This is a genomic window from Pseudomonas sp. LFS044, assembly GCF_047978245.1.
GTDB lineage: Bacteria > Pseudomonadota > Gammaproteobacteria > Pseudomonadales > Pseudomonadaceae > Aquipseudomonas.
In genome coordinates this window covers 171,910-195,130 of record NZ_JBFPFX010000009.1, presented here as the reverse complement: position 1 = coordinate 195,130, position 23,221 = coordinate 171,910, and the positions used below count along the sequence as shown (strand labels likewise).

The following is a 23,221-nucleotide window of genomic DNA, read 5'->3' as shown; positions in this document are numbered from 1 at the left end:
AGTCAGCGCGCGCTGGCGACTGTCTCCGGCTGCCAGCCACCGCCAAGGGCTTTGTAGATCGAGACGATGCCGCGGTACAGGTCGACTTCGCCCTGCGCCTGCGCGTCCTCGGCACTCAGCCGTTCACGTTCGGCGTCCAGTAGCACCAGGTAGTCCACGGTACCTTCGCGATAGCGTACCGACGCCAGCTCTGCCGCCTTGCGGCTGGCATCGCTCTGGCGCATCAGCGACAACAGCCGCTGCTGGGTTTTGTCATAGTCGCTGAAGGCATTGGCCGATTCTTCCAGTGCCAGCAACACCTGCTGCTCATAATTGGCCAGGGCGCCTTCGGCGTCGGCTTTGGCGCCGCGCAGGCGGGCCCGCACGCTGCCCAGGTCGAACGCTGCCCAGGTAATGCTGGGGCCCAGCGCCCAGGCGTTAGCCGCCGAGGAGCCGATCTGCGAGCCGCGCGCGGCGGTGAAACCCAGGAAGCCGCTGAGGCTCACCCGCGGGAACAGGTCGGCTGTGGCCACGCCAACGTTGGCAGTGGCTGCGGCCAGCTGCCGTTCGGCACTGCGGATGTCCGGGCGGCGCCGTAACAGCTCACCCGGGTCGCCCACCGGCAGCGCCTTGGCGATGGCCGGCAAGGCCTTGGGCGAGAGGTCCACGGTCAGGGCGTCCGGGCGCTGGCCGAGCAGGGTGGCGATGCGATGCCGCGCCCGTGCCTGTACCGCCTGCAGCTGCGGCACGGTGGCTTCGACCCCGGCCAGCCGCGCATCGGCACGCACCACATCCAGCTCGTTGCCGACCCCGGCGTCGCGCAGGGTCACGGTGATGGTGCGTGACTCCTGCTGGGTCTTGAGGTTGGCCACGGCGATGTTCTCGCGCAATTGCGCGCCACGCAGTTGGCCGTAGGCATCGACCAGCTCAGCGATCAGGCTGACCTGCAGCTGTTGCAGGTCGGCCTGGGCGGCGTCGGCCTGGGCATCGCTGGCTTCGATCTGGCGCTGGATGCGGCCGAACAGGTCGAGTTCCCAGGCCATGTCCAGGCCCAGGTCGTAACGCTCGCTGTTGACCCGCTGCTCGGTCTCGCCGGGCACCTGGCCCTTGCCGACTTCACTGCTGGCGCGGCTGGTGACCACCGGCAACTGGTCGTTGGCGGCATCATCGCGGATCGCCCGTGCCGACTTGAGCCGGGCAAAGGCCACGCGCAGGTCACGGTTGCCGTCCAGCGATGCCTGCACCAGCTGGTTCAGTACCGGGTCGTCGAACTGCTTCCACCACACGCTCTCGAAGCGGCTACGGTCGAAGGCCTTGGCCTGCACGGTGCTGTTCAGATGTGCAGGTTCAGTGGCCGGCGCCTGGTAATCCGGGCCTACCGCACAGGCTGCCAGGGCCAATGCCAGCAAGCTCGGGGTCAGGGGTTTGAGCAGGTTCATGCGTGGCTCTCCAGCGATTGAACGCGTTCGGCCTTGCGGGCCTGGCGACGCTCGACGAAACGGCGGATCAGGAAGAAGAACACCGGGGTCAGGAACAGCCCGAACACGGTCACGCCGATCATCCCCGAGAACACCGCGACACCCATGGCATGGCGCATTTCCGAGCCGGCACCGGAGGAGAACACCAGCGGCACCACCCCCATGATGAAGGCGATCGAGGTCATCAGGATCGGCCGCAGACGCAGGCGGCAGGCTTCCAGGACCGCGGCCAGCGGGTCGAGGCCCTTGGCTTGCTCGTCCTTGGCGAACTCGACGATCAGGATCGCGTTCTTGCACGCCAGGCCCACCAGTACGATCAAACCGATCTGGGTAAAGATGTTGTTGTCGCCACCGGAGACGATCACCCCGGTAATCGCCGACAGCAGGGTCATCGGCACGATCAGGATCACCGCCAGCGGCAGGCTCCAGCTTTCGTACTGGGCCGCCAGCACCAGGAACGCCAGCAGTACGCACAGCGGGAACACCAGCAGCGCGGTATTGCCGGAGAGGATCTGCTGGTAGGTCAGGTCGGTCCACTCGAAGGTCATGCCGTTGGGCAGTTCCTCTTTCAGCAGCTTCTCGATGGCCGCTTCGGCCTGGCCGGAGCTGTAGCCTGGGGCTGCGGCACCGTTGATTTCCGCGGTGATGAACCCGTTGTAGTGCATCACGCGGTCAGGCCCGGAGGTGTCGCTGACCTTGAGGAAGGTCGCCAGCGGGATCATCTCGCCCAGGTTGTTGCGCACCTTCAACTGGCCGATCTGCTCGGCATCGAGGCGGAACTGCTGCTCGGCCTGGACGTTGACCTGGTAGGTGCGGCCAAAGCGGTTGAAGTCGTTGGTGTACAGCGAGCCCAGGTAAACCTGCAGGGTGTCGAAGATGTCGGTGATCGCCACGCCGTGGGTCTTGGCCTTTTCCCGGTCGATGGCAGCATCGACCTGCGGAACGTTGACCTGATAGCTGGTGAACAGGCCCGCCAGTTCCGGCACGTTGTGGCTCTTGGCGATGATGTTCTGGGTTTCCTTGTACAGCGCTTCGTAGCCCAGGTTGCCGCGGTCCTCGATCTGCAGGCGGAAGCCGCCAATGGTGCCCAGGCCCTGAACCGGCGGCGGGGGGAAGATCGCGATGTAGGCGTCCTGGATGTCGGCGAACTGGGCATTCAGCGCGGCGGCGATGGCCGCAGCCGACTGGCTGGGGTCCTTGCGCTCATCGAACGGCTTGAGCGGGGTGAACACGATGCCGCTGTTCGGGCTGTTGGTGAAGCCGTTGATCGACAGCCCCGGGAAGGCCACCGAGTCGGCAACGCCCGGTTGCTTCAGGGCAATTTCGCTCATGCGCTTGATCACCGCCTCGGTACGGTCGAGGCTGGCGGCGTCCGGCAGCTGGGCGAAGGCCACCAGGTACTGTTTGTCCTGGGCCGGCACAAAACCGGTCGGAGTGGACGAGAAGCCCAGGTAGGTCAGGCCCATCAGGCCGGCATAAACGAACAGGGCGATGCCGCTGGAACGGATGACCCGGCGCACGCCACCCACGTAACGGTGGCTCGCACGGTCGAAGAAGCGGTTGAACGGGGCGAACAGCCAGCTGCCCAGCAGTTTGTCGAGGAACCGCGAGAAACGGTCCTTGGGTGCGTGGTGGTCTTTGAGCAGCACCGCAGCCAAGGCCGGCGACAGCGTCAGCGAGTTGAATGCCGAAATCACGGTGGAGATGGCGATGGTCAGCGCGAACTGCTTGTAGAACTGCCCGGTCAAGCCGGAAATGAATGCGGCAGGTACGAACACGGCGCACAGCACCAGCGCCGTGGCGATGATCGGCCCGGTCACTTCGCTCATGGCCTTTTGCGTGGCTTCCAGGGGTTTCAGGCCCAGCCCGATGTTCCGCTCGACGTTCTCCACCACGACAATGGCGTCGTCCACCACGATGCCGATCGCCAGTACCAGCCCGAACAGTGACAGCGCGTTAAGTGAGAAGCCGAACAGGTGCATCACGGCAAAGGTACCGATCAGCGACACCGGCACAGCCAGCAGTGGGATGATCGAGGCGCGCCAGGTCTGCAGGAACAGGATTACCACCAGCACCACCAGTACCAGCGCTTCGAACAGCGTATGCACCACCGCTTCGATGGAACCGCGCACGAACACGGTCGGGTCATAGACGATGCTGTAGTCCATGCCTTCCGGGAAATCCTTCTTCAGCTCGGCCATTTTCGCCCGCACTTCGTCGGAGATGTCGATGGCGTTGGAGCCTGGGCGCTGGAAGATCGGGATGGCGACGGCCGGCTGGTTGTTCAGCAGCGAGCGCAGGGCATATTGGCTGGAGCCGAGCTCGACCCGGGCGATGTCCTTGAGGCGTGTGATTTCGCCATCGGCACCGGCACGGATGATGATGTTCTCGAATTCTTCCTCGTTGACCAGGCGGCCCTGGGTGTTGATCGACAGCTGGAAGCTGGTTGAGCCGGGGGCGGGCGGGGCACCCAACTGGCCGGCCGCTACCTGGCGGTTCTGCTCGCGGATGGCCGCGACCACGTCACTGGCGGTCAGGTTGCGCGAAGCGGTCTTGTTCGGGTCGAGCCACACGCGCAGCGAGTAGTCGCCCATGCCGAACAGCTGCACATCGCCCACGCCGCCCAATCGCGCCAGCTCATCCTTGATGTTGAGGATGGCGTAGTTGGACAGGTAGAGCATGTCGTAGCGTTGATCCGGCGAGGTCAGGTGCACGACCATGGTCAGGTCGGGCGAGGCCTTGTCGACGGTGATACCGATACGCGTCACTTCTTCCGGCAGCTTGGGTTGGGTGCGGGTGACGCGGTTCTGCACCTGTACCTGCGCGTTGTCCAGGTCGGTGCCCAGGGCGAAGGTGATGGTCAGGGTCAGCTTGCCATCGGCGGTGGACTGCGAGGACATGTACAGCATGTTCTCGACACCGGTGATCGCCTGCTCCAGGGGGGCGGCGACGGTTTCGCCGATCACCTTGGGGTTGGCGCCGGGGAAGTTGGCGCGCACCACCACGGTAGGCGGTACCACTTCCGGGTATTCGCTGATCGGCAACTGGAACAGCGAGATCGAACCTGCGATCAGCAGCACCAGCGATAGCACCGCGGCGAAGATCGGCCGGGTAATGAAGAATTTGGAAAAGTTCATCGGTGTGATCCCTTAACCGCGTGGCGCTTGGGCGCTGGCGACTTTCTCGGTGGAGCCCGCGACCTTCTGCGCCGTGTTGCTGGCCTCGAGCGCCTGGCGTTGCTGGGCGAGGGCGGCGAGGGTCTGTTCGCTGGCCATTGCTGTTTCTTCCGGGGTGACGGGCGAGCCCGGCCGTACCCGCTGCAGGCCCTTGACCACGATGCGGTCGTCCTTGGCCAGGCCGCTGCGCACGATGCGCAGGCCTTCAAGCTTCGGCCCCAGCTCGACGGCGCGGTAGGTGGCCTTGTTGTCCTTGTCCATGACCAGCACGAACTTCTTGCCAAGGTCGGTGCCCACGGCTTCGTCGTTGATCAACATGGCGTCGTACTGGGCGCTGCCGACCAGTTTCAGGCGCGCATACAGCCCGGGGGTGAACTGGCCATCGCGGTTGTCGAACACGGCGCGACCACGGATGGTGCCGGTGCGCGGGTTGACCTGGTTGTCGACAAAGTTCATCTGGCCAAGGTGCGGGTTGCCGGTTTCGTTGGTCAGGCCCAGGTACACCGGGGTGGTCTGGCCGCGCTGGCCTTCACGCGCCAGCTGGGTGTACTTGAGGTACACGCGCTCGTCGGCGTCGAAGTAGGCATATACCTTGTCGGTGGAGACCACGCTGGTCAGCGGCGTGACATCGGCGCTGACGATGTTGCCGGCGGTGTACTGGGCACGGCTGACACGGCCGCTGATAGGCGCCGTGACGCGGGTGAAGCTGAGGTTCAGGCGGGCCAGGTCGAGCTGGGCCTGGATCGCATCCACGCCGGCGCGGGCTTCGGCGGCGGCGCTGCTGCGCGATTCGGCCAGCTCGGCGGAGATGGCGTTGCTGTCACGCAGACGCTCACCGCGGCGGGCTTCGTTGGCGCTGCGGATGGCCGTGGCCTTGGCTTGTTGCAGCTGGGCTTCAAGGCGGCGCACTTCAGCCTGGAACGGGCGCGGATCGATCTGGAACAGCAAGTCGCCTTTCTTGACCTGGGCGCCTTCAGTGAAGCCGACAAGGTCGATCTGGCCGGAGACCCGTGGGCGTACTTCAACGGTTTCCGGCGCTTCGAGGCGGCCGGTGAATTCGTCCCATTCGTTGATCGGTTGTTCGATCACCTTGGCAACGGTGACTTTGGGCGCGGCGGGAGCCTGCACGGCGTCTGGGGTTCGACCGCAAGCGCTGAGCACCACCACTGCCAGGGCAGCGAGGGGAAAGCGCAAGGGTTTGAGTGAGTGGTCCATGGAGAACTCCGCCAATGTATTAGTAGTGGGCGGAGTGTGAGTGCCTTGCGCGTGACGCACGAATCGAATGCAGCGAAGGTTATTATCACGCGCAATGATATGTCGGGATATTTCATCGATGGCGGGCATGGTAGGGTGCCTGTGCCGGCCCTTTCGCGGGGCAAGCCCGCTCCCACAGGTACCGCGCAGCACTCGATGGCAATCGGGAACCTGTGGGAGCGGGCTTGCCCCGCGAAGAGGCCGGCCCTGACACCCCGCACATGACCTAAGGCCTTACCGTGACCAGTACCCCGCAATTCCCCAGGCCCTTTGGCATCGTCTGCCTGGGCATCCTGCAAATCCTGGTCTGGGGCGGTTCGTTCTTCCTCATGGCGGTAATGGCCGATCCGATCAGCCGCGACACCGGCTGGCCCAGCCAGTGGGTGTATGGCGCACTGTCGCTGAGCTTGATGGTATCTGCCCTGTTCGCCCCGCTGTCCAGCCGCCTGGTCGCCCGATATGGCGGCCGCCCGCAAATGGCGGCCAGCGGCGCGGTGGTAGCAGTGGGCCTGCTGATCATGGCTGCCAGCCAAAGCCTGGCGCTGTTTCTGCTGGCGTGGGCGGTGATCGGCGTGGGTATGGCCATGGGGCTGTACGAAGCCCTGTTCGCCACCCTTGGCGGGCTATATGGCGACGGCGCCGGCAAGGCCATTACCGGCATTACCTTGATCGCCGGCTTTGCCTCGACCCTGTCCTGGCCGACTGTGGCACTGGCCATCGAACACCTGGGCTGGCGCATGACCTGCGTGTGCTATGCAATCGTGCTGTTGTTAGTGGTAGCGCCGTTGTATTGGCGGGTGTTGCCGCCGGGAGGACGGGTCGAGGCGCGCAAGTCCCAGGAGAAAAACGCCGAAACCGGGGTGGATCGGCCGCTCTACCTGCTGTTGACCAGCATGTTCGCCATCGGCGCGATCATCATGACGGCGATTGCCGTGCAACTGGTGGCCGTGCTGCAGGGCCTTGGGCATTCGCTGCCGGTGGCGATCGGCCTGGCGGCGATGCTTGGCCCCAGCCAAGTGGCGTCGCGGGTGCTGCAGATTCTGGCGGGCAAGCGCCACCCGATCTGGACGGCGCTGGCGTGGGTGAGCCTGGTGCTGGTCGGCCTGCTGCTGGTGACGCTGGTGCCGGCGGCCACGGCGGTGGGGCTGCTGGTGTTCGGCTGCGGTAATGGCTTGCGGGCGATCGTGCGTGGGCTGTTGCCGTTGGCGATGATGCCGCCGGCGCAATATGTGCTGCTAATGGGGCGCATGTCGCGGCCTTCGCTGATCGGTCAGGCGTTGACGCCACTGGTGGGGGGCTACCTGTTCGAGCACTTTGGCTCGATGGGGGTGTTGCTGACGCTGTGCTCGCTGGCGTTGATCAATGTGGTGCTGGTGGGGGTGGTGATGCAGCGCGTGCGATCCAGTGCTTAGGATAGCGCTCACGTGGAGCTGCGAAAGCTTATGGCACGCACCCGGCAACTAACGCTGCCGCTCGGCCACCGCCCGCAAGGTCCTCAACGTCACCACCGGTGCATCCACCACAAACCGGTTGGCCAACCATCCCGGCACATCGCCGGCCGGGTCGGCCTGCAACTGGTAGGTCACCTCGGTCTCGCCCTCGCCCAACGGTTTCATGATCCACTCGCCACTCAGGCGCTGAACGCGGATCAGCCCTGGCTGCTCCGGCAAGCGTCCCGGCTCGGCGCTCAAGTGCCGTACCAGCGTGCCATCGTCCAGGCGCTCGCTGGTGACCTTGAGGATGATGTCCCGTGGCAGGGTCGGCCACGGCAGGTTGGTGGTCAGGTAGACCCACGTGCTGTCGCCGTCGACGTCCAGCAGGCGCATCTGCTCGCAGGCGTACAACCATTTGCAGGCCACGCGCAGGTTCTCCTGCAGGTCGGTGAGGGTGCGCACACTGGCTTTCATGGTGCTGACGCCCCGGAACTGCTGGTAGGGGGAGCCGCCAGCGGCGCGCAGGTATACGCGGATGCCTTCGCGGTCGTAGGCCAGGTTCCAGTCGTCGGCGGCCTGTGCGCAGGTGCAGAGCAGCAGGGCGGCAAGCAAAAGGCTGCGGTTCATGGTGAGCACCGCGCGGGGAGTAGGCCCTTGAGTATGTGCGGCAAACACAAAGCCCGCCAGGCGGCGGGCTGTGTTGAAGCGGTCAGGGCTTAACGCTGTGGGTTCAGCGTCAGGTGCACGTGACGGTTCACGTCTTTGTACAGCAGGTAGCTGAAGTTGCCTGGGCCGCCGGCATAGCAGGCTTGCGGGCAGAAGGCGCGCAGCCACATGAAGTCGCCAGCCTCGACTTCGACCCAGTCCTGGTTCAGGCGGTAGACCGCTTTGCCTTCCAGCACGTACAGGCCGTGTTCCATCACGTGGGTTTCGGCGAACGGGATCACGCCGCCCGGTTGGAAGGTGACGATGTTGACGTGCATGTCGTGGCGCATGTCGGCCATGTCGACGAAGCGGGTGGTTTTCCAGCGGCCTTCGGTGCCCGGCATTTCGATGACGGTGGCGTTGTCGCGGTGGGTGACGAACGACTCGGGAATGTCCAGGCCTTCAACCTTCTGGTAGTGCTTGCGCAGCCAGTGGAAGGTGACGTTGGACTTGCTGTTGTTGCGCAGGCTCCATTCGGCGCCTGGGGCCAGGAAGGCATAGCCGCCAGGTACCAGGGTGTGGTGCTTGCCTTCAACGGTGATGTCCAGCTCGCCTTCGACGATGAACACCACGGCTTCTGCGTTAGGGTCCAGCTCCGGGCGCTCGCTGCCGCCTTCCGGGGCCAGCTCGACAATGTACTGGGAGAAGGTTTCGGCAAAGCCGGTCAGCGGTCGGGCGATGACCCACATGCGCATCTTGTCCCAGAACGGCAGGTGGCTGGTGACGATGTCACGCATCACGCCTTTGGGGATGACGGCATAGGCTTCGGTGAACATGGCACGGTCAGTCAGCAGCTCGGTTTGAGCTGGGTGCCCACCGTGGGGGGCGAAGTAGGAGTGATTCGACATGAACGGTCTCGACTTGTTGTTCTCTCCCCGTGCCTTGGACCACACCGGCCGGTGCGTGCAGGGGATGCACGGACAGCATAGGGGCCAGCCCGTGTCATCCACAAATTAAATGTTGTAATACCCGGTATTTGCTTACTGAATGCGAACCTGCCGGCCTGCGTGGGCTTCAGGCAGGTGGTCGCCCCGGCCAAACAGTTTGTGGCGCAAGGTGCCGTCGGCATAGCCCAGCGGGTAGCGGCCGCGGCGCTGCAGCTCGGGCACCAGCAGCTCGACCACCTTGGCCAGGTCGTCTGGCTGCACGGCATACGTCAGGTTGAAACCGTCGATGCCGGTCTGGTCGAGCCAGGTTTCCAGCTGGTCGGCAATCTCGCTGGCGCTGCCTACCAGCACCGGGCCGCGGCCACCCAGGCCAATGAACTCGGCGGCTTCGCGCACGGTCCAGCGGCGGTTGGGGTCGGCGGCGGTGAAGGCAGCCAGGGCGGCGCGGCCGGCATCGTTCTCGACATACTCGATGTGGGTGTCCGGGTCGAGGCCGGCGAAGTCGATGCCAGTCCAGCCCGACAGCAGGGCCAACGCTGCGTCCAGGTCGACGTAGCGGCGGTATTCGGCAAAACGCGCCTGCGCTTGCTCGGTGGTCGGCGCGACGATCAGCAGTGCCTGGGCGTAAATCAGCACCTCGTCGCGGCCACGGCCGGCCACTTCGCTGGCCCGGCGAATGCCGTCGGCATAGCGGCGCAGCACGGTGGGCGTTGGCCCGCTGATGAATACGCATTCGGCATGCGTGGCGGCAAACTGCTGGCCGCGTGCCGAGGCGCCGGCCTGGAACAGCACCGGCGTGCGTTGCGGCGAGGGCTGGCACAGGTGCATGCCAGGCACCTGGAAGTGCTCGCCGGCATGGCCGATGGCGTGCACTTTCGACGGTTCGAGGTAGCGGCCAGTTTCCCGGTCCAGTACCACGGCGTCGTCGTCCCAGCTTTTTTCCCAGAGCTTGTACAGCACCTGCAGGTATTCCTCGGCCAGGTCGTAGCGCTGGTCGTGGCCAAGCTGGCGGGCCAGGCCCAGGTTGCGCGCGGCGCTGTCCAGGTAGCCGGTAACGATGTTCCAGCCGACGCGGCCATTGCTCAGGTGGTCGAGCGTGGACATGCGCCGGGCGAAGGGGTAGGGGTGTTCGTAGGTCAGCGAAAAGGTCACGCCAAAACCCAGGTGTTCGGTGACCCCGGCCATCGCCGGCACCAGCAGCAGCGGGTCGTTGACCGGCACCTGCACGCCGCCGCGCAGGGCGGCGTCGGGGCCGCCCTGGTACACGTCGTAGATGCCCAGTACATCGGCGATGAACAGCGCATCGAACAGCCCACGTTCCAGCAGGCGCGCCAGGTCGGTCCAGTAGCTGAGGCTATTGAAGGCCACGCTGGTATTGCGCGGGTGGCGCCATAACCCAGGCGACTGGTGGCTGGCGGCGTTCATGCTGAAAGCGTTGAAACGAATGTGACGGGGCATCGCTGACGTTCTCCGCTCAAGGCAGCACGGAAGCCGGGTAGACCGCATCGGCCACCTGCAGCTTGTGCGGGATCAGGCCCAGGCCCTGGAAGGTGTCGGCCAGCTTCTGCTGTTCGGCGACGATCTGTGGGGTGATGGCCACGGCGTTGTAGTTGCGTCGCTCGCTGGCGACTTCCAGCACGCTGGCGTTGATGCCCAGTTGCGGCGCCAGCAGCGCGGCGACTTCGGCGGGTTGGGCGTTGGCCCATTGGCTGACCTTGCCCAGCTCGGCGAAGAAGGTCTTGAGCAGCGCCCGGTGCTGGTCGGCGAAGGCGGCAGTGGACAGGTAGAAGGTGCGGTTGTTGGACAGGCCGCTGCCATCACGCAGGCTTTTCAGGCCAGGCTGGCTTTGCGCGGCAGCAAGGAACGGGTCCCACAGGGTGGCGGCCTGGACGCTGCCCGACTGCAAGGCGGCCACCGCGTCGGCGGCGTTGTTGACGTAGGCCGGGGTGATGTCCTTGTAGCTCAGGCCGGCCTGTTCCAGCGCCACCGCCAACAGGTACTGGGCGTTCCAGCCGCGGCCGGTGGCCACGCGCTTGCCTTTGAGGTCCTGCACGCCGCCGAGGTGGTCCTGTTCCCGTACCACCAGGCCGATGCCGCGTGGGTAGGGTTGTTCGGCGGCGAGGTAGACCACCGGCTTGCCAGCAGCCTGGGCGAACACCGAGGGCGCGTCGGCGGCGTGGCCAAGGTCAATGGCGCCGGTGCTCAAGGCTTCGAGCAGCTGCGGGCCGGCGGCGAACTCGTGCCAGCTGACTTTTACACCCTGCGGGGCAAGGGCTTTTTCGAGGGCGCCGCTGCCTTTGAGGATGTTGATGCTGTTGAATTTCTGATAGCCGATGCGCAGGGTCTTGCCGTCATCGGCGGCGGCATTCGACCAGGGCAGCAGGGCGCTGGCGACGGTCGCCAGCAGGCCGCCGACGAGCAGGCGGCGCAGGGGTGAGAAGGCACGGGCGGGCATGGGAGCGATCCTTGGGCAGGGTGGGAAACGGTGTACTCAGCCTAAGGAGGTGGCGTTTGGCTTTCAATTTTTTAATTCCATTTAGTTAGAATGTTTTGTTCTTTTTATATCCTTTTATTTTTGCAGCACGTATGAAGCTGGGTTTTCGCGATTGACAATTTTTTCACATCCTCTTGCTAGGATCCTGCGCGAACCTTTGGAGCCCCCTTTCATGCCCATCCTGCGCCAGCGCGGCCCGCGCATTGCCCTTGCAGCCACCGCCGCACTGCTTACCGCCACCCTGGGCTTTTTTGCCTGGCAAAGCTTTTACCCGGTCCAGGCCAGCAATGGCTGGAGCGTTGAGGTATTGCACACTGACGTCGCCAAGGCCGCATCGCTGCTGCCCCAAGCCGATGGCAGCCTGCTGGTCAGCCGCGAGCTGGATGATGGGCATGGCAGCATCCTCAAGATCACCGCCCAGGGCGAGCGCGTGGTGCTGATCGACAACCTGTCCAAACCCGACGGCATGGTGGCGGCGCAAGGCGGTTGGGTGTTCAGCCAGGAAGGCGGCCAGGCCCCGGTCAGCCTGTCCCGCGATGGCCAGGTGACCCACCTGTTCGAAGGGGACAGCGTGCAGGGGCTGTGGAACGACGGTGATTACCTGTATGCCATCGAGGACCGCAGGGGCAATGGCCGGCTGATGCGTTACCAGTGGGCGAGCGGCCAGCTGGACGTACTTCGTTCGGGGCTGACCGAAACCGAAGGCCTGGCCCGTTGCGCCGATGGCCGTCTGCTGTACACCGAAAAAGGCACCGGCAAGGTGCGTGCGCTGTCTGACGATGGCCAGGACCCGGTGGTGGTCGAAGGCTTGCGCCACCCCACCTTCCTGATGTGCGATCAGCGCGGCCTGTGGATCAGCGAAGACAATACGCACCGCGCCCGCCTGCTGCGCGTTGATGCCGATGGCACACAGCACACGGTGCTGACGTTCCTCAAGGCGCCACAGTCGATCGTGGCGGATGGCAAGGGCGGCTACCTGCTGGCCGAAGGCGGCCGCAACCGCGTGCTGCAACTGACACCACCGGCCGAGCACAGCACCGCGCAGCGTTAGCGACGGGTCTGTACGGCAGGTATCTGTGGGAGATTCCCCAGCCCTTCGGGCAGCGCTGTCGCGCAGAGAACAAAGCCCGCGAGCGCGCCGCATACCCTGTGGGAGCGGCTTCAGCCGCGAAGCAGGCGCCGCGGTGGATGGCACCGGCTTCGCCGGTGTTCGCGGCTGAAGCCGCTCCTACAGGATCCCCGCCATATCAGTAAGTTAGCGTTTGTTTTGTGGGAGCGGGCTTGCCCCGCGAATGGGCGGCGCAGCAAAGCACCTATTCAGCGACCAACAATAAAGATTGCGGCACAGCACTTTGAGGATGCTGCGGCTCCTGCAAGTTCACCAAGCGCAACCCCGCCATATCCAGCGCATTCAACCAGCTGGCCAAGGTGCGGAAATACCACGGCATCGGCTGCCACTGGCCGGCAAACCCGGCAAACGATTCTTCGCGCCAACCATCCTGGTAATCCCCGTTCGCCATGCTCCAAGGGTGCAGGGTCTGGATCACCATCGTGCCGCTTGGGGCCAATAGCGCTCTCATCGCCGCCAGCAGGGGGATGATGTCCTGGTGCAGCAAGGCGAAGTTGGCGCAGATCAGGTCGTAGTCGCCGCCAATGTCCACTTCTTCAGCGGCCAGTTGTTCATAGCTGGCTTTATGAACCGCTGACGAACCGGCTGCGCGCGCCGCTTCGACCAGCACAGCATCACCGTCCACTCCGACAGCATCGATGCCCCGGTCAGCCAAGGCGCGAAGCAACCAGCCTTCGCCGCAACCAAGATCGAGGACGCGTTCAGGCTGGCGGCCGAGAATCGCCAGCAGAATGGCCTGGTCGGTGACCTGCCGGCGGCTTTCGATGGCGCCGCCGCGAACGGCGTCGATCCAGGCTTTGGCATTGAGCTGCCAGCTAAGCTGCAAGTCGGCTTCAATGGACGGCATGGCGGTATCCTGGCGTGACGTTCACCAAGCATAAATGCCCCGGAGTGGCTCCCGCTACCCCCGCCAGCCACCGCCACGCGGGGTTCACATATTCGCCAGCTCCAGGCTGCTCAGCCCCTGCTGCGGCTTGACGGCGCGTCGCTCCGGATGGGCGCTCGGTGTGATCGAAGCACCTAATTGGTGCGCAGCACATGTGCGTTGCGTAGCCCAAACGTCGAAATCGTTAGCATGCATACGAGTTGGCGCACTCCTTGCTGTCACTTTGCCATTTTCATGTCGCATGTGGTGAAGATAATGTCGCTTTCAAGTAGTTCCATGCCGTTGTCATCAAGCGAAAAGCGTTGGCTCCCCTGGTTGGGGAAAACAGGCAAACTCAGCATGGGCTGGGCCTGCTGGCTCAACCGGGCCAGCTACCCCGTGATCGAGCAAACGTTTGAAGCCATCGCCCAGACCCGCATGCGGTTGCTGCACAGTTGGGCCCGTGAACAGTGGGAGCACTTGAGCGAACTGGCCGATCACCTGACGCCGGGGTTCGCCAATCTCGACAGTAAGGCACTGCACAGCAAGCTTGCGCAGGCTGAAGACTTCTCGGAACTGTTCGTCATCGACTGCATCGGCACGGTCATCGCCTCGACCTGGCCGCAACGCGAAAAGCAGCGGGTCGAGCAAACCGCAGCCGTGGCCGAAGGGCTCAAGGCAGCGTTCCTGCACGGCCCCTACAGGGACCCGCTGACCCTGCAGATTGGCCCTTCGTCGTCGCGCTTTCACGATGAAGTCACCTTGATGTTCTATCAGCCGCTCAAGGCCAACGGCAAGGTGGTCGGCTGCCTCTGTGGCCGGGTGCCCAACGATGTGTTGGGGGACCTTATCCAGCGTGAGGCCGGGCACATCTTCGCCGAGTCGGGCGACAACTACCTGTTCATGGCGCACTCGCGCTTCGACCCTGCAGTCCAGCCGGGCACCGCGTTGTCACGCTCGCGTTTCGAAGACGCTACGTTCACCCAGGGCGAAAACCTCAAGAGCGGGGTGCATACGCGCTGGGCCACCGTGCAGGTTCAACGCCATACGGAGCTTGAGCTGCGCTTCACCGACCCGGCCACGCAGCAGCTTCACCCCGGCGTGCGGGAAACCATCCGCCACGGCGCCAACCTGTTCGTCACCTACCCCGGTTATTCCGACTACCGCCATGTACCGGTAGTGGGCAAAGGCGTCACGTTCCAGCTGCCCGGTTCACCGGACCGTTGGGGGATGATGTGTGAAGCCGACCTGGAAGAAGTCTACCGTCGGCGCTCGCTCAGCTACGGGCTGATGAAACCGTACATTGCGATCATGGCCGGGCTGTTCGGTTGCAACTTCCTGGTGCAACACTACGCCGGCCTGGCCCAAGGGCTGAACGATGCATTGGCAGCCTTGAGCATGCTGGGGGCCACGCTGTTGTTCAGCGTGGTCGGGCCCCGAAGGCTGGCGGCCAGGCTCAATGACATGAGCGGGGTGCTGCGGACCATCGCCGAGGGTGAAGGCAACCTGCGCCAACGCCTGGACACCACGGCCATGGCCAATGACGAGACCGGCGACATGGCGCGCTGGATCAACAGCTTCATCGACCGCCTCGATTCAGTGGTGGGGCAAGTGGTCAAGGCCAGCCGCACGGTGGGCGCCACCAACCAGATGATGCTGGGGCGCAGCCAGGAGGCGAGCGTCAGCTCTGCCGAGGTAGCCGATGCAGTGCACCAGATGATGATCATCATGGAGGATCAACTGGGCGAACTGCAGCAAGCTTCGGTCAGCGCCGAGCAGATGAAACAGGCCATGGATGAGGTGGTCAGCCGTGCCCGTGAGCAATACCTGGCGGTGCAGGAGGGCACCCAGTCGATTCGTGATGTGGTGGCGCGCTCAGCCTCCAGCGTGCAGTCGCTCGACAGCAGGATGACGCAGATCGGCAACATCACCGGGCTGATCAGCGACATCACCAACCAGACCAACCTGCTGGCCCTCAATGCCGCCATCGAGGCCGCGCGGGCGGGTGAACATGGCCGCGGCTTCGCAGTGGTGGCCGATGAGGTACGCAGCCTGGCCCTGCGCACTGCGCGCGCCGCCGATGAAATCCGGGAAAAAGTCGAAGGCCTGCAGAACGAAACCCAACAAGCAGTGAGCTTCATGGAGGAGGGCGTGCAGAACGTCGATGACAGCCTGCGCCTGGCTGAAGGTGCGTCGTCGGAAAACGTACAGTTGCATCAAGCGGTGGAAGGCATGTTCGCGATCATTCAGCAGCTTCACAGGCGCAGCCTCGTATATGGCAAGACCATCGAGCAGGTCAACCAGTCTTCCAGCGAAATGCGCCAGACGGCGGTGGTTTTGCAGAACAGTGCAGAGACGGTGAAGGTCAATGCCAACAAACTGCAAAAGCTGGTAGGGCAGTTCGAGGTCAGCAGCGATATCGAACGGGTGGCTGCGGCGTGAACTGCAGTGTGGCTCCATGACTTGGGCGCGGGTTTATGGGCGGCGGTCTATTTGCGATTCACCCAACGCTGCTGCCTTGCGTTACCATCCGCACCCCGCAAACGGAGCCGCCCATGGCCAAGGACATCGACAACCCCTGCGTCTCGCTCTGCCAGCTCAACAGCGAGCTGTGCGTGAGCTGTGGCCGAACGCGGGATGAGATACGCAAGTGGCGCGGCATGAAGCGCCCCGAGAAAATGGCCACGGTGCAGCGGGCCGCCACGCGAATGAAGGCCATCGTCAAGAAAAGCGCCAAGCGCAAGGGCAGCGACTGATTCATTACTCGTCACCGCCTGTAAAGCTGCGCCTGGATCTCAGGTAAGATGCACGCTCCGTATTCAACGAGCCATGCAACATGGACCCGCACTCGCTTCTCGCCTTCACCCTGGTTGCCGCGATCGCCATCGCCAGCCCGGGTCCCGCCACCCTGATGGCCATCAACAACAGCCTGGCCCACGGGCAGCGCAGCGCGGTGTGGTCGTCGCTGGGCAATGGCAGTGGCCTGTTCTGCCTGTCGGCGGCGGCCATGCTGGGCCTGGGGGCGCTGCTTGCCAGCTCCGAAATGCTGTTCAACGCAGTCAAGGTCATCGGCGCAGGCTACCTGTTCTACCTCGGCGCCCGGCAACTGCTGAAAAAAACCTCGACCCCGGTTGGCACTGCAGAGGCCAGTGCCAGCAAGCCCACCCCGTTCAAACTGTACAAGTCGGCATTCCTGACCGCCGTGACCAACCCCAAGGCGACGATGTTCTTCACCGCCCTGTTCCCGCAGTTCATCGACCAGAGCGCCGCGCTGCTGCCGCAGTTTCTGGCCCTGACCGGCATCTTCGTGGCCTTGTCGCTGGCGTCTCTGAGCCTCTATGCCGCGCTGGCCGCGCGGGCTAAAGGGGTATTGACCCGGCCTGAGTCGTCGCGCTGGGTCAACCGCGTGGTCGGTACCACCTTCATCGGTTTCGGTGCCGCGATTCTGGCCATGCGCCGCCAGGCCAGCTGAGCGCAGGAGCGAGGTTCAGCCGCGCTACGGCCAGGGTTTCAGATGGAACGTTGATTGACCCGCGCCGACAGCTGCTCGGCGCTTTCCTTGCGCTCGGAATAGCGGTCCACCAGCGCGTCCTTGCGATCGCGCAGCAGCAGGGTGAACTTCAGCAGTTCCTCCATCACATCGACAACCCGGTCATAGTAGGCCGAGGGTTTCATTCGCCCCGCCTCGTCGAACTCCAGATACGCCTTGGGCACCGAAGACTGGTTAGGGATGGTGAACATGCGCATCCAGCGGCCCAGCACCCGCAGCTGGTTGACCACGTTGAACGATTGCGAACCGCCGCAAACCTGCATCACCGCCAACGTCTTGCCCTGGGTGGGGCGAACGGCACCGAGCGCCAGTGGCACCCAGTCGATCTGCGCCTTGAACACGGCAGACATCGTCCCGTGACGCTCTGGTGAGCACCACACCTGGCCCTCCGACCACTGCATGAGGTCGCGCAACTCTTGCACTTTGCAATGCTCGACTGGCGCATCGTCGGGTAGCGGCAATCCCGATGGATCGAAGATGCGGGTCTGCGCACCGAAGTGCTCCAGCAGGCGGGCGGCTTCCTCTACCAGAAGGCGGCTGAACGAACGCTCTCGCGTGGAGCCGTACAGCAGCAAGATGCGCGGCTTGTGGTTGCTGGCGCGGGTTTCGGGTGGGGCATCGCCGAACAGGGAAAGGTCGAGGTTGGGCAATTCATTGTGCATGCAGTTGTACCTGTTCATAGCGAGCCGATGCGGTCCAGCTCGTGCTTGAGTTGTTGAGGGCCGAGCTGGTCGAAGGCGAGCGCGAAGAAGGCGCTGCAGCGCACTTCGATGCGCAGCAGCGTGGCTACAAAAGCGGCGTTGATCTGTGCATCGTCCCCTGCCACGTCGGACGGGTCTTCAAGCCCCCAGTGCGCCTTCAGGGCAGCGCCGAAGTACGCCGGGCAAGCCTCGCCGGCTGCCTTGTCGCAGACTGTGATGACCAGGTCTGGCGGGTTGCCTTCGAAGGCATCGTTCCCTTTGCTGCCAAGGCCTTCGATCGAAATACCCGCCTGCTGCAGCGTGGTGAGGCTGCGCGGCAATACCTGGCCTTTGGGAAAACTGCCGGAACTGACAGCTTCAAAGCCTGCCGGCGCCAGGTGATTGAACAGCGCTTCGGACAGGATGCTGCGGCAACTGTTGGCCGTGCACATGAACAACACTCGCATCGATAACTCCTGCCGCTGTGTGGCGGCGTCAAGGGCTCAGCAGCAGGTGGCTTCACGGACGGGACGCCCGTCCATGGTTTTCAAGCGTGCGCAGTCGTGCGCCAGCCAATCGGCATTGGCCTGCAGCGTGACGTGCAACATCTCGCCCACCCAAGCCGGCAGGGCAGGGTTGAGGCGGTAATAGACCCATTGGCCTTGACGACGGTCCAGCAACAGGCCGCTGTTGCGCAGTTGCGCCAAGTGCCGGCTGATTTTCGGCTGACTGTCATCCAGCGCGCACATCAGTTCGCAGACGCACAACTCGCCCTGGCTGGCGATCAGCAGCGTTGCGCGGGCACGGGTTTCGTCCGCCAGGCTCTTGAAGACTTCAGGAGGGGTGATCATGGGGCATCCATATATGTGAATATGCGCATATACGCATATTCGGATTTCTATCGCAAGCCCTCATCCGCAATGTGATGTTGGTTACGCGCACGCGTATGATGCCAATTGATCAAACCTGTAAACCGAGTGTCACCATGAACCGTCGCAAAAAAATCAACCAGCTACTGAAAGCCCACCAGAAAAAAGCCGCGGCGAAGCTGGCGCCCAAGAGCAAGCCCAAGTACATCTGCAAGGCCGACCGATTGAAGATGGAGGCGCAGGCTGCAGCCGAGCAGAGCACCGTTTCCGAGGGCTGAGGCCGCCTGACTGGCGGCCGCTACCCCAGGCGTCTCACCCCATCAACGCAGCCGCGAAGGCTTCGGCTGTTGGCGTTTCCTGCCACTGGGCAACGCCGTCCGGCAGGGTTACCCACTGCTGTTTGCGTCGGGTCCAGATGTGCGCGACAGGGGTGAGGTGCGCTGCGCCCTCCAGCACGCCGGCGCGCACCACCCGCATACCGGGCGCGGCTGTCGTCTCGTTGAACATACGGGTATGGCAAACGCCACAGGCATATTGCGTCGACGTCTGCCCCTCATGTTCATGGGTGTAGGTGCTGGGTTCCCCCGTTACCTGCACCGCTGACGCCACGCACAGCATGTGCAGGCCGAACGCGCTGCCGCTCCAGCGCTGACAATTGAGGCAGTGGCAGGCATACAGGGGAGGGCGCGCAGCGGCTTCGATTTCGAGCGCGAGTTGCCCGCAGCGGCAATGACCGGTGAATCGCATGGTGTTAGTCCTTACAATGGCGTCCGAGATGAATCAGGGGCGCATCATCCTCGTTGGCCGCCCCCGGTAGAAGAGCGAAAAGGGAGCAGCCGTTGGTCAAGAATGTATGAGCGGGCTTGAATGGGAAAGCCAGCGGGTGTTTCTGGCGGTGCTGCGTTCCGGCAGCCTGAGCGGCGCGGCGAAGCTGCTGGGGATTGCCCAGGCCACGGCACGGCGCCGGCTCGACCACCTGGAACGCTCGCTGGACCTGAGCCTGTTCACCCGCACGCCTGCGGGCCTCACGCCGACCACCGCGGCGCGCGGGCTGATCGAGCATGTCGAGCGTATGGACCATGCTGCGCAGGCGTTCAGCCGCATGGCCAGCGCCGAAACGGCCACCGACAGCGGCACGGTGCGGGTAACTTGTGGCAACTTGCTGGGCGTCGAGGTGCTGCCTGGGTTATTGCGCGACTTTCATCATCGCCACACCGGCGTGAAGCTGGAGTTGAGCATCGGCGACGCGCTTGAAGACATCGCCAGGCTGCAGTCGGACATTGCCGTGCGCCTGCTGCGCCCGGTTGAAGCCGACATCACCGTCAGGCGCGTCGGCAGCTTGCGCATCGGCGTGCATGCCAGCGCCGAGTGCCTGCAGCGCTACGGTAAACCTGAAAACCTCGATGCGTTGCGCCGCGGCCCGCTGATCGGCCCTGACCGGCGCTCGGCCGATGTGCGCCGGTGGGTTGAAACAGGGATATGTGAACCGGACCAGTATTTCGCCGTAGCATCCGACAATCATCTGGCCCAGCTCGCTGCGCTGAAGGCTGGGCTGGGTTTCGGCCTGTGCCCGACCTGCATCGGCAAACAGCAGGGGCTCACCCACGTGCTACCCGACAGCTTTGGGTTTGAGGTCGATGTGTGGATCGCGATGCACAGCGACCTGCGCCGGATCAAGCGTATCGCTCAGGTGTTCGAGGTGTTGGGCGAGGCGTTGCATGACCACCTGAACGCGTGAGCGTCAAAGGGCATACTGGGCGATGCCGTTGCCAAACGACCAGTTCTCTTTGCGTACTTCGACCAGGTTGATGAACACATCCTCCATACGCACCCCGGCTTCGCGGTTGAGCCCTTCGGCGATGGCCAGGTACAGCGCCTTTTTCTGTTCGACCGTACGCCCCTCGCTGAGCGTGATCTGGATGAACACCTGGCCATCGGTGCGCTGGATGCCCAGGTACTGAGGGTCATACACCAGGCGGTCGCCATCGTGCTCGGTCAGCACCTGGAAGTTGTCGTGATCGGGGACATTGATCGTTTGCTTGAGGGCGGCGTAAACGACGCCACCCAGCTTTTGCAGGTGGGTGGGGTCGGGGTGTCTTCTGATGTCGATGCGTACCAGAGGCATGGGCGGCTCCTAGGCTGTAGAGCTTGGCGGGTCGGCTCACCTGCGAGCTTAGCCAACGCAAGCCACCGCCGCTGGCCGATCATCATCGATGGCGACCTTGCTTGAACGCTGCCACTGCGGCGCTCGCGGGCTTTGTGGGAGCGGCCTTGCCGCGGCTACAAAACAGCCAAGACTGGCCAGGCCAGATGTCAGAAGATATCGATCGGATAACTGATGATCACCCTGTTCTCATCGTAGTCGCTGGCGTTGAAGCCACGGCGAACACTCGCGTTGCGCCAGCGGACTGATGCATTTCGCAGCGCCCCGCTCTGGATCACGTACCCGATCTCCGTCTCCCTGACCCATTCCTTGCCATTGTCCACGGCCGATGTCTTCACGTTGCGGCCCTGCACGTAGCGCGTCATGAATGTCAGGCCCGGGATGCCATAACCCACGAAGTTGAGGTCATAGCGAACCTGCCAGGATTTTTCCCTGGCGTTATCGAACGCATGGTTGAACGTGTTGTTGGCCAGGTAACTGCCACCGGTGCCGGTGATTCTCATCCATCCGCTATCACCGCTGACATCCTGCAGGCCGATGCTCACGGTGTGTTGCCGCACAGTGAGGCCGATCAGTGCGGACGCCGTCTTGTTGTGCAGGCGCCCTGCCTTTGCGCGCCCATCGTCGCTGCCCTGGAAATAGGCAAGGTTTGCGTTCAGTGCTATCCCGGGCGCGAGCTGCCAACCTTGCATCAGGCCCACATAGTGCTGCTCGTAGATATCCTTCAGCTGCCCTGACGCCAGGCGCAACTGGGTCTTTTGCGTGGGTAGCCGATAGTCAGCGCCCACGAATCGGAAGGCATCCGAGCGGGCATTTGCGAACGCCAGGTCTTCCATCGAAGAGTCGTTGCGCAAGCTGGTGCTTGTGAACTGGCCAGCGTACAGGCTCCAGTCCTTGAGCGCTTCAGAGGCAAGCTGTGCGCCCCTGAACGTTTGCGGCAGCGCGCGGAAGTCATCTGCTGTAACAAGAGGAAGATTGGGCATCCATTCACCCGCTTTCAGTTCAGTGGCTGAAAACTTCGCTTTGAAGGCGATGCCCAGTCGGCCAAAGTTGCGTGCGGGGCGTCCGTCATCATCTTTGGGCAGCAACAGCGCGCCGTAATGCCCCGCGCCGCCGTCGAGCTTGATGGCATATTTGCCAAGCACATCGATGCCCACGCCTGAACGCCCTGAGGTGAAGCCGGATTTCAGGTCGAAGATGAAACCTTGTGTCCACTCGCGTGCGTAGTGTTGAGGGGTGTTCGGTGACGTGAAGTTTCTATCGAACAAGAAGTTTCTGGTCGTTAGCGTCGCTTTCGTGTTGTCGATGAAGTCATTGCCATAAGCCTGCGCAGCGCCCATGGCGAAGGGAATCACTAATACCGTGATGCGCGAACCCGCGTGTATTTTCAACATGCCAACCCTTGTTATTTTTATTGATGGGTTCAGGAGGTGACAAGGCCCTGTCAACACAGGGCCTTGTTTGTCTCAGTGGTTGAGTGCGGCGCCTGGGCCAGGCGCCAAGGGTTCGTTCAGATCAAGGCAGCCGAACGCAGTGCGTCGGCGATTTCACGATCTGCGCCTTCGGCAAGTGGCAGCAGCGGCGAGCGTACCGTGGCATGGTCCAGGATGCCGCGGGCAACCAGGCCGTGCTTCAGGGCCACGGTGCCTTCCATGTGGGAGCCACGGTGGTAGACGTTGCGGGTCACCGGCAGCAGCTTGTCGTGAATCGCGCGGGCAGCCGGGTAGTCGCGGCGCTTGCCGGCAGCGATCAAGTCGATCAGAGGCTCTGGGGTCAGGCCGCCGTAACCCACCAGCGCGCCATCGACGTCGAACATGGTGTGCAACAGGTATTCGTCGTGGCAGGTGAGGATCTGCAGTTCAGGCACTTCTTTGCGGATCACCGGGATTTCGGTGTCCCAGCGGCGCATGTTGCGTACGCCGTTTTTCATGGCGAAGACGCCGGGTTGTTTGGCGATTTCCAACTGTGTTTCAAGGTCGTAGGTGGCTTTGGTGGCATCCGGGTATTGGAACAGGATCAACGGCAGGCCGCTGTTTTCATAGATTGCCTTGTAACGGTCTTGTGCTGCGCCTTTCTGGTAGCCGAAGCGCAGCCAGCCGTGGGAGGGGTAGACCAGCCCGGCGCTGGCACCATTATCTACCGCACGCTTCGCTTCTTCGGCAGCCACTTGCGTGCCTTCACCGGTAATACCGGCGATGATCGGCAGGCGGCCGCCGCAGGATTCTTTGAACGCTTGAATGACGCGCCCTTGTTCAGCCTGGGTCAGGAAGGTGCCTTCACCGGCGTGGCCCAGCACCACCAAGCCTTTGACGCCGTCGAAACTGGCCAGCCAGGCCCCCAGCTTGTGAATGGCGTCGTAGTCCACCTGGCCCTCACGGGTGAATGGGGTAACCGGCGCAGGAACCAGGCCTTTGAGATCCAGGGTGTTTTTAGTGCTCATGATGTTTCCTCTTGGTTATGAAATGCCGCCACTGACGCGTGCGGGGGCGCAAAAAATACAGGTCTGTACTTTCTGGTAAGTTGGGATCTGAACTTCGGTGTTGCAGGTAATTACGGTT

Annotated in this window: 22 protein-coding genes; 7 read left to right on the top strand and 15 right to left on the bottom strand. The window is 63.5% G+C overall.

Annotated elements, in window-relative coordinates; genetic code table 11:
- Positions 1-2: 2 nt before the first annotated feature.
- Genes ACNQPL_RS10545 through mexE form a run of 3 tightly spaced genes read right to left on the bottom strand, consistent with a single transcriptional unit; the run spans position 3 to position 5,848 of the window.
- Positions 3-1,418 carry a TolC family protein gene (locus tag ACNQPL_RS10545; protein WP_346613186.1) on the bottom strand — a complete coding sequence of 472 codons (1,416 nt, stop codon included), beginning with the start codon at positions 1,416-1,418 and terminating at the stop codon, positions 3-5.
- On the bottom strand, positions 1,415-4,594 hold the full coding sequence (locus ACNQPL_RS10540; RefSeq protein WP_346613187.1) for an efflux RND transporter permease subunit: 3,180 nt from the start codon (positions 4,592-4,594) through the stop codon (positions 1,415-1,417). Before ACNQPL_RS10540 ends, ACNQPL_RS10545 begins: the two co-directional genes overlap by 4 nt.
- Before the next feature lie 12 nt (positions 4,595-4,606).
- Positions 4,607-5,848, bottom strand: a complete 1,242-nt coding sequence (gene mexE, locus ACNQPL_RS10535; RefSeq protein ID WP_346613188.1) for a multidrug efflux RND transporter periplasmic adaptor subunit MexE — start codon at positions 5,846-5,848, stop codon at positions 4,607-4,609.
- Between the two features lie 329 nt (positions 5,849-6,177).
- Here mexE and ACNQPL_RS10530 point away from each other — a divergent pair, with 329 nt between their 5' ends.
- Complete coding sequence (locus ACNQPL_RS10530) at positions 6,178-7,299, top strand: MFS transporter (protein ID WP_416466664.1); 1,122 nt, start codon at positions 6,178-6,180, stop codon at positions 7,297-7,299.
- A 48-nt stretch (positions 7,300-7,347) separates the two neighbouring features.
- Here ACNQPL_RS10530 and ACNQPL_RS10525 read toward each other — a convergent pair whose 3' ends face one another.
- The 4 genes from ACNQPL_RS10525 to ACNQPL_RS10510 all read right to left on the bottom strand — a co-directional run bounded on the left by ACNQPL_RS10525 (position 7,348) and on the right by ACNQPL_RS10510 (position 11,367).
- A complete protein-coding gene (locus tag ACNQPL_RS10525; RefSeq protein WP_346613189.1) occupies positions 7,348-7,947 on the bottom strand; it encodes an START domain-containing protein in 600 nt (199 codons plus the stop codon).
- Between the two features lie 89 nt (positions 7,948-8,036).
- A complete protein-coding gene (locus ACNQPL_RS10520) occupies positions 8,037-8,873 on the bottom strand; it encodes a bifunctional allantoicase/(S)-ureidoglycine aminohydrolase (protein ID WP_008093910.1) in 837 nt (278 codons plus the stop codon).
- Between the two features lie 132 nt (positions 8,874-9,005).
- Positions 9,006-10,370, bottom strand: a complete 1,365-nt coding sequence (locus ACNQPL_RS10515; RefSeq protein WP_416466643.1) for an LLM class flavin-dependent oxidoreductase — start codon at positions 10,368-10,370, stop codon at positions 9,006-9,008.
- A 16-nt stretch (positions 10,371-10,386) separates the two neighbouring features.
- A complete protein-coding gene (locus tag ACNQPL_RS10510) occupies positions 10,387-11,367 on the bottom strand; it encodes an aliphatic sulfonate ABC transporter substrate-binding protein (RefSeq protein ID WP_346613191.1) in 981 nt (326 codons plus the stop codon).
- A 211-nt stretch (positions 11,368-11,578) separates the two neighbouring features.
- Here ACNQPL_RS10510 and ACNQPL_RS10505 point away from each other — a divergent pair, with 211 nt between their 5' ends.
- Positions 11,579-12,457, top strand: a complete 879-nt coding sequence (locus ACNQPL_RS10505; protein WP_346613192.1) for a hypothetical protein — start codon at positions 11,579-11,581, stop codon at positions 12,455-12,457.
- A 262-nt stretch (positions 12,458-12,719) separates the two neighbouring features.
- On the opposite strand, the gene ACNQPL_RS10500 is transcribed toward ACNQPL_RS10505, so the two are convergent.
- The gene (locus tag ACNQPL_RS10500) at positions 12,720-13,382 is read right to left on the bottom strand and encodes a class I SAM-dependent methyltransferase (RefSeq protein WP_416466641.1); all 663 of its coding nucleotides are present in this window, start codon (positions 13,380-13,382) and stop codon (positions 12,720-12,722) included.
- A gap of 228 nt (positions 13,383-13,610) precedes the next feature.
- On the opposite strand from ACNQPL_RS10500, the gene ACNQPL_RS10495 reads away from it, so the two are divergent.
- From ACNQPL_RS10495 to ACNQPL_RS10485, 3 genes are all read left to right on the top strand, one after another.
- The gene (locus tag ACNQPL_RS10495; RefSeq protein ID WP_416466640.1) at positions 13,611-15,842 is read left to right on the top strand and encodes a methyl-accepting chemotaxis protein; all 2,232 of its coding nucleotides are present in this window, start codon (positions 13,611-13,613) and stop codon (positions 15,840-15,842) included.
- Between the two features lie 113 nt (positions 15,843-15,955).
- The gene (locus ACNQPL_RS10490; RefSeq protein ID WP_346614407.1) at positions 15,956-16,156 is read left to right on the top strand and encodes a DUF1289 domain-containing protein; all 201 of its coding nucleotides are present in this window, start codon (positions 15,956-15,958) and stop codon (positions 16,154-16,156) included.
- An 80-nt stretch (positions 16,157-16,236) separates the two neighbouring features.
- The gene (locus ACNQPL_RS10485; protein WP_346614406.1) at positions 16,237-16,872 is read left to right on the top strand and encodes a LysE family translocator; all 636 of its coding nucleotides are present in this window, start codon (positions 16,237-16,239) and stop codon (positions 16,870-16,872) included.
- 38 nt (positions 16,873-16,910) lie between these two features.
- Here the strand turns inward: ACNQPL_RS10485 and arsH are convergent, their stop codons facing one another.
- From arsH to ACNQPL_RS10470, 3 genes are read right to left on the bottom strand one after another with little or no spacing between them, the layout of a single operon-like run.
- On the bottom strand, positions 16,911-17,612 hold the full coding sequence (gene arsH / locus ACNQPL_RS10480) for an arsenical resistance protein ArsH (protein WP_416466638.1): 702 nt from the start codon (positions 17,610-17,612) through the stop codon (positions 16,911-16,913).
- Between the two features lie 14 nt (positions 17,613-17,626).
- The gene (locus ACNQPL_RS10475; RefSeq protein ID WP_416466637.1) at positions 17,627-18,097 is read right to left on the bottom strand and encodes an arsenate reductase ArsC; all 471 of its coding nucleotides are present in this window, start codon (positions 18,095-18,097) and stop codon (positions 17,627-17,629) included.
- Between the two features lie 36 nt (positions 18,098-18,133).
- Positions 18,134-18,481, bottom strand: coding sequence for a metalloregulator ArsR/SmtB family transcription factor (locus ACNQPL_RS10470; protein WP_346614403.1), 348 nt, complete (start codon positions 18,479-18,481; stop codon positions 18,134-18,136).
- Positions 18,482-18,615: 134 nt separating this feature from the next.
- On the opposite strand from ACNQPL_RS10470, the gene ACNQPL_RS10465 reads away from it, so the two are divergent.
- Positions 18,616-18,777 carry a DUF2986 domain-containing protein gene (locus ACNQPL_RS10465; protein ID WP_416466636.1) on the top strand — a complete coding sequence of 54 codons (162 nt, stop codon included), beginning with the start codon at positions 18,616-18,618 and terminating at the stop codon, positions 18,775-18,777.
- 34 nt (positions 18,778-18,811) lie between these two features.
- Here the strand turns inward: ACNQPL_RS10465 and ACNQPL_RS10460 are convergent, their stop codons facing one another.
- Positions 18,812-19,246, bottom strand: coding sequence for a GFA family protein (locus tag ACNQPL_RS10460; protein ID WP_416466635.1), 435 nt, complete (start codon positions 19,244-19,246; stop codon positions 18,812-18,814).
- 106 nt (positions 19,247-19,352) lie between these two features.
- On the opposite strand from ACNQPL_RS10460, the gene ACNQPL_RS10455 reads away from it, so the two are divergent.
- Positions 19,353-20,237: a LysR family transcriptional regulator gene (locus tag ACNQPL_RS10455; RefSeq protein ID WP_416466634.1), complete on the top strand. Its 885-nt coding sequence runs from the start codon at positions 19,353-19,355 to the stop codon at positions 20,235-20,237.
- A gap of 3 nt (positions 20,238-20,240) precedes the next feature.
- Here the strand turns inward: ACNQPL_RS10455 and ACNQPL_RS10450 are convergent, their stop codons facing one another.
- From ACNQPL_RS10450 to ACNQPL_RS10440, 3 genes are all read right to left on the bottom strand, one after another.
- A complete protein-coding gene (locus ACNQPL_RS10450; RefSeq protein ID WP_346614399.1) occupies positions 20,241-20,624 on the bottom strand; it encodes a tautomerase family protein in 384 nt (127 codons plus the stop codon).
- A gap of 188 nt (positions 20,625-20,812) precedes the next feature.
- A complete protein-coding gene (locus tag ACNQPL_RS10445) occupies positions 20,813-22,057 on the bottom strand; it encodes an OprD family porin (protein ID WP_416466633.1) in 1,245 nt (414 codons plus the stop codon).
- 116 nt (positions 22,058-22,173) lie between these two features.
- Positions 22,174-23,103: a dihydrodipicolinate synthase family protein gene (locus ACNQPL_RS10440; protein ID WP_416466632.1), complete on the bottom strand. Its 930-nt coding sequence runs from the start codon at positions 23,101-23,103 to the stop codon at positions 22,174-22,176.
- Between the last annotated feature and the right edge of the window lie 118 nt (positions 23,104-23,221).

Excerpts from the sequence above, each read along its gene's own strand:
- ACNQPL_RS10545 (WP_346613186.1), bottom strand. The coding sequence starts at position 1,418 with ATGAACCTGCTCAAACCCCTGACCCCGAGCTTGCTGGCATTGGCCCTG.
- ACNQPL_RS10540 (WP_346613187.1), bottom strand. The coding sequence starts at position 4,594 with ATGAACTTTTCCAAATTCTTCATTACCCGGCCGATCTTCGCCGCGGTG.
- mexE (WP_346613188.1), bottom strand. The coding sequence starts at position 5,848 with ATGGACCACTCACTCAAACCCTTGCGCTTTCCCCTCGCTGCCCTGGCA.
- ACNQPL_RS10525 (WP_346613189.1), bottom strand. The coding sequence starts at position 7,947 with ATGAACCGCAGCCTTTTGCTTGCCGCCCTGCTGCTCTGCACCTGCGCA.
- ACNQPL_RS10520 (WP_008093910.1), bottom strand. The coding sequence starts at position 8,873 with ATGTCGAATCACTCCTACTTCGCCCCCCACGGTGGGCACCCAGCTCAA.
- ACNQPL_RS10515 (WP_416466643.1), bottom strand. The coding sequence starts at position 10,370 with ATGCCCCGTCACATTCGTTTCAACGCTTTCAGCATGAACGCCGCCAGC.
- ACNQPL_RS10510 (WP_346613191.1), bottom strand. The coding sequence starts at position 11,367 with ATGCCCGCCCGTGCCTTCTCACCCCTGCGCCGCCTGCTCGTCGGCGGC.
- ACNQPL_RS10505 (WP_346613192.1), top strand. The coding sequence starts at position 11,579 with ATGCCCATCCTGCGCCAGCGCGGCCCGCGCATTGCCCTTGCAGCCACC.
- ACNQPL_RS10500 (WP_416466641.1), bottom strand. The coding sequence starts at position 13,382 with ATGCCGTCCATTGAAGCCGACTTGCAGCTTAGCTGGCAGCTCAATGCC.
- ACNQPL_RS10495 (WP_416466640.1), top strand. The coding sequence starts at position 13,611 with ATGCATACGAGTTGGCGCACTCCTTGCTGTCACTTTGCCATTTTCATG.
- ACNQPL_RS10490 (WP_346614407.1), top strand. The coding sequence starts at position 15,956 with ATGGCCAAGGACATCGACAACCCCTGCGTCTCGCTCTGCCAGCTCAAC.
- ACNQPL_RS10485 (WP_346614406.1), top strand. The coding sequence starts at position 16,237 with ATGGACCCGCACTCGCTTCTCGCCTTCACCCTGGTTGCCGCGATCGCC.
- arsH (WP_416466638.1), bottom strand. The coding sequence starts at position 17,612 with ATGCACAATGAATTGCCCAACCTCGACCTTTCCCTGTTCGGCGATGCC.
- ACNQPL_RS10475 (WP_416466637.1), bottom strand. The coding sequence starts at position 18,097 with ATGCGAGTGTTGTTCATGTGCACGGCCAACAGTTGCCGCAGCATCCTG.
- ACNQPL_RS10470 (WP_346614403.1), bottom strand. The coding sequence starts at position 18,481 with ATGATCACCCCTCCTGAAGTCTTCAAGAGCCTGGCGGACGAAACCCGT.
- ACNQPL_RS10465 (WP_416466636.1), top strand. The coding sequence starts at position 18,616 with ATGAACCGTCGCAAAAAAATCAACCAGCTACTGAAAGCCCACCAGAAA.
- ACNQPL_RS10460 (WP_416466635.1), bottom strand. The coding sequence starts at position 19,246 with ATGCGATTCACCGGTCATTGCCGCTGCGGGCAACTCGCGCTCGAAATC.
- ACNQPL_RS10455 (WP_416466634.1), top strand. The coding sequence starts at position 19,353 with ATGAGCGGGCTTGAATGGGAAAGCCAGCGGGTGTTTCTGGCGGTGCTG.
- ACNQPL_RS10450 (WP_346614399.1), bottom strand. The coding sequence starts at position 20,624 with ATGCCTCTGGTACGCATCGACATCAGAAGACACCCCGACCCCACCCAC.
- ACNQPL_RS10445 (WP_416466633.1), bottom strand. The coding sequence starts at position 22,057 with ATGTTGAAAATACACGCGGGTTCGCGCATCACGGTATTAGTGATTCCC.
- ACNQPL_RS10440 (WP_416466632.1), bottom strand. The coding sequence starts at position 23,103 with ATGAGCACTAAAAACACCCTGGATCTCAAAGGCCTGGTTCCTGCGCCG.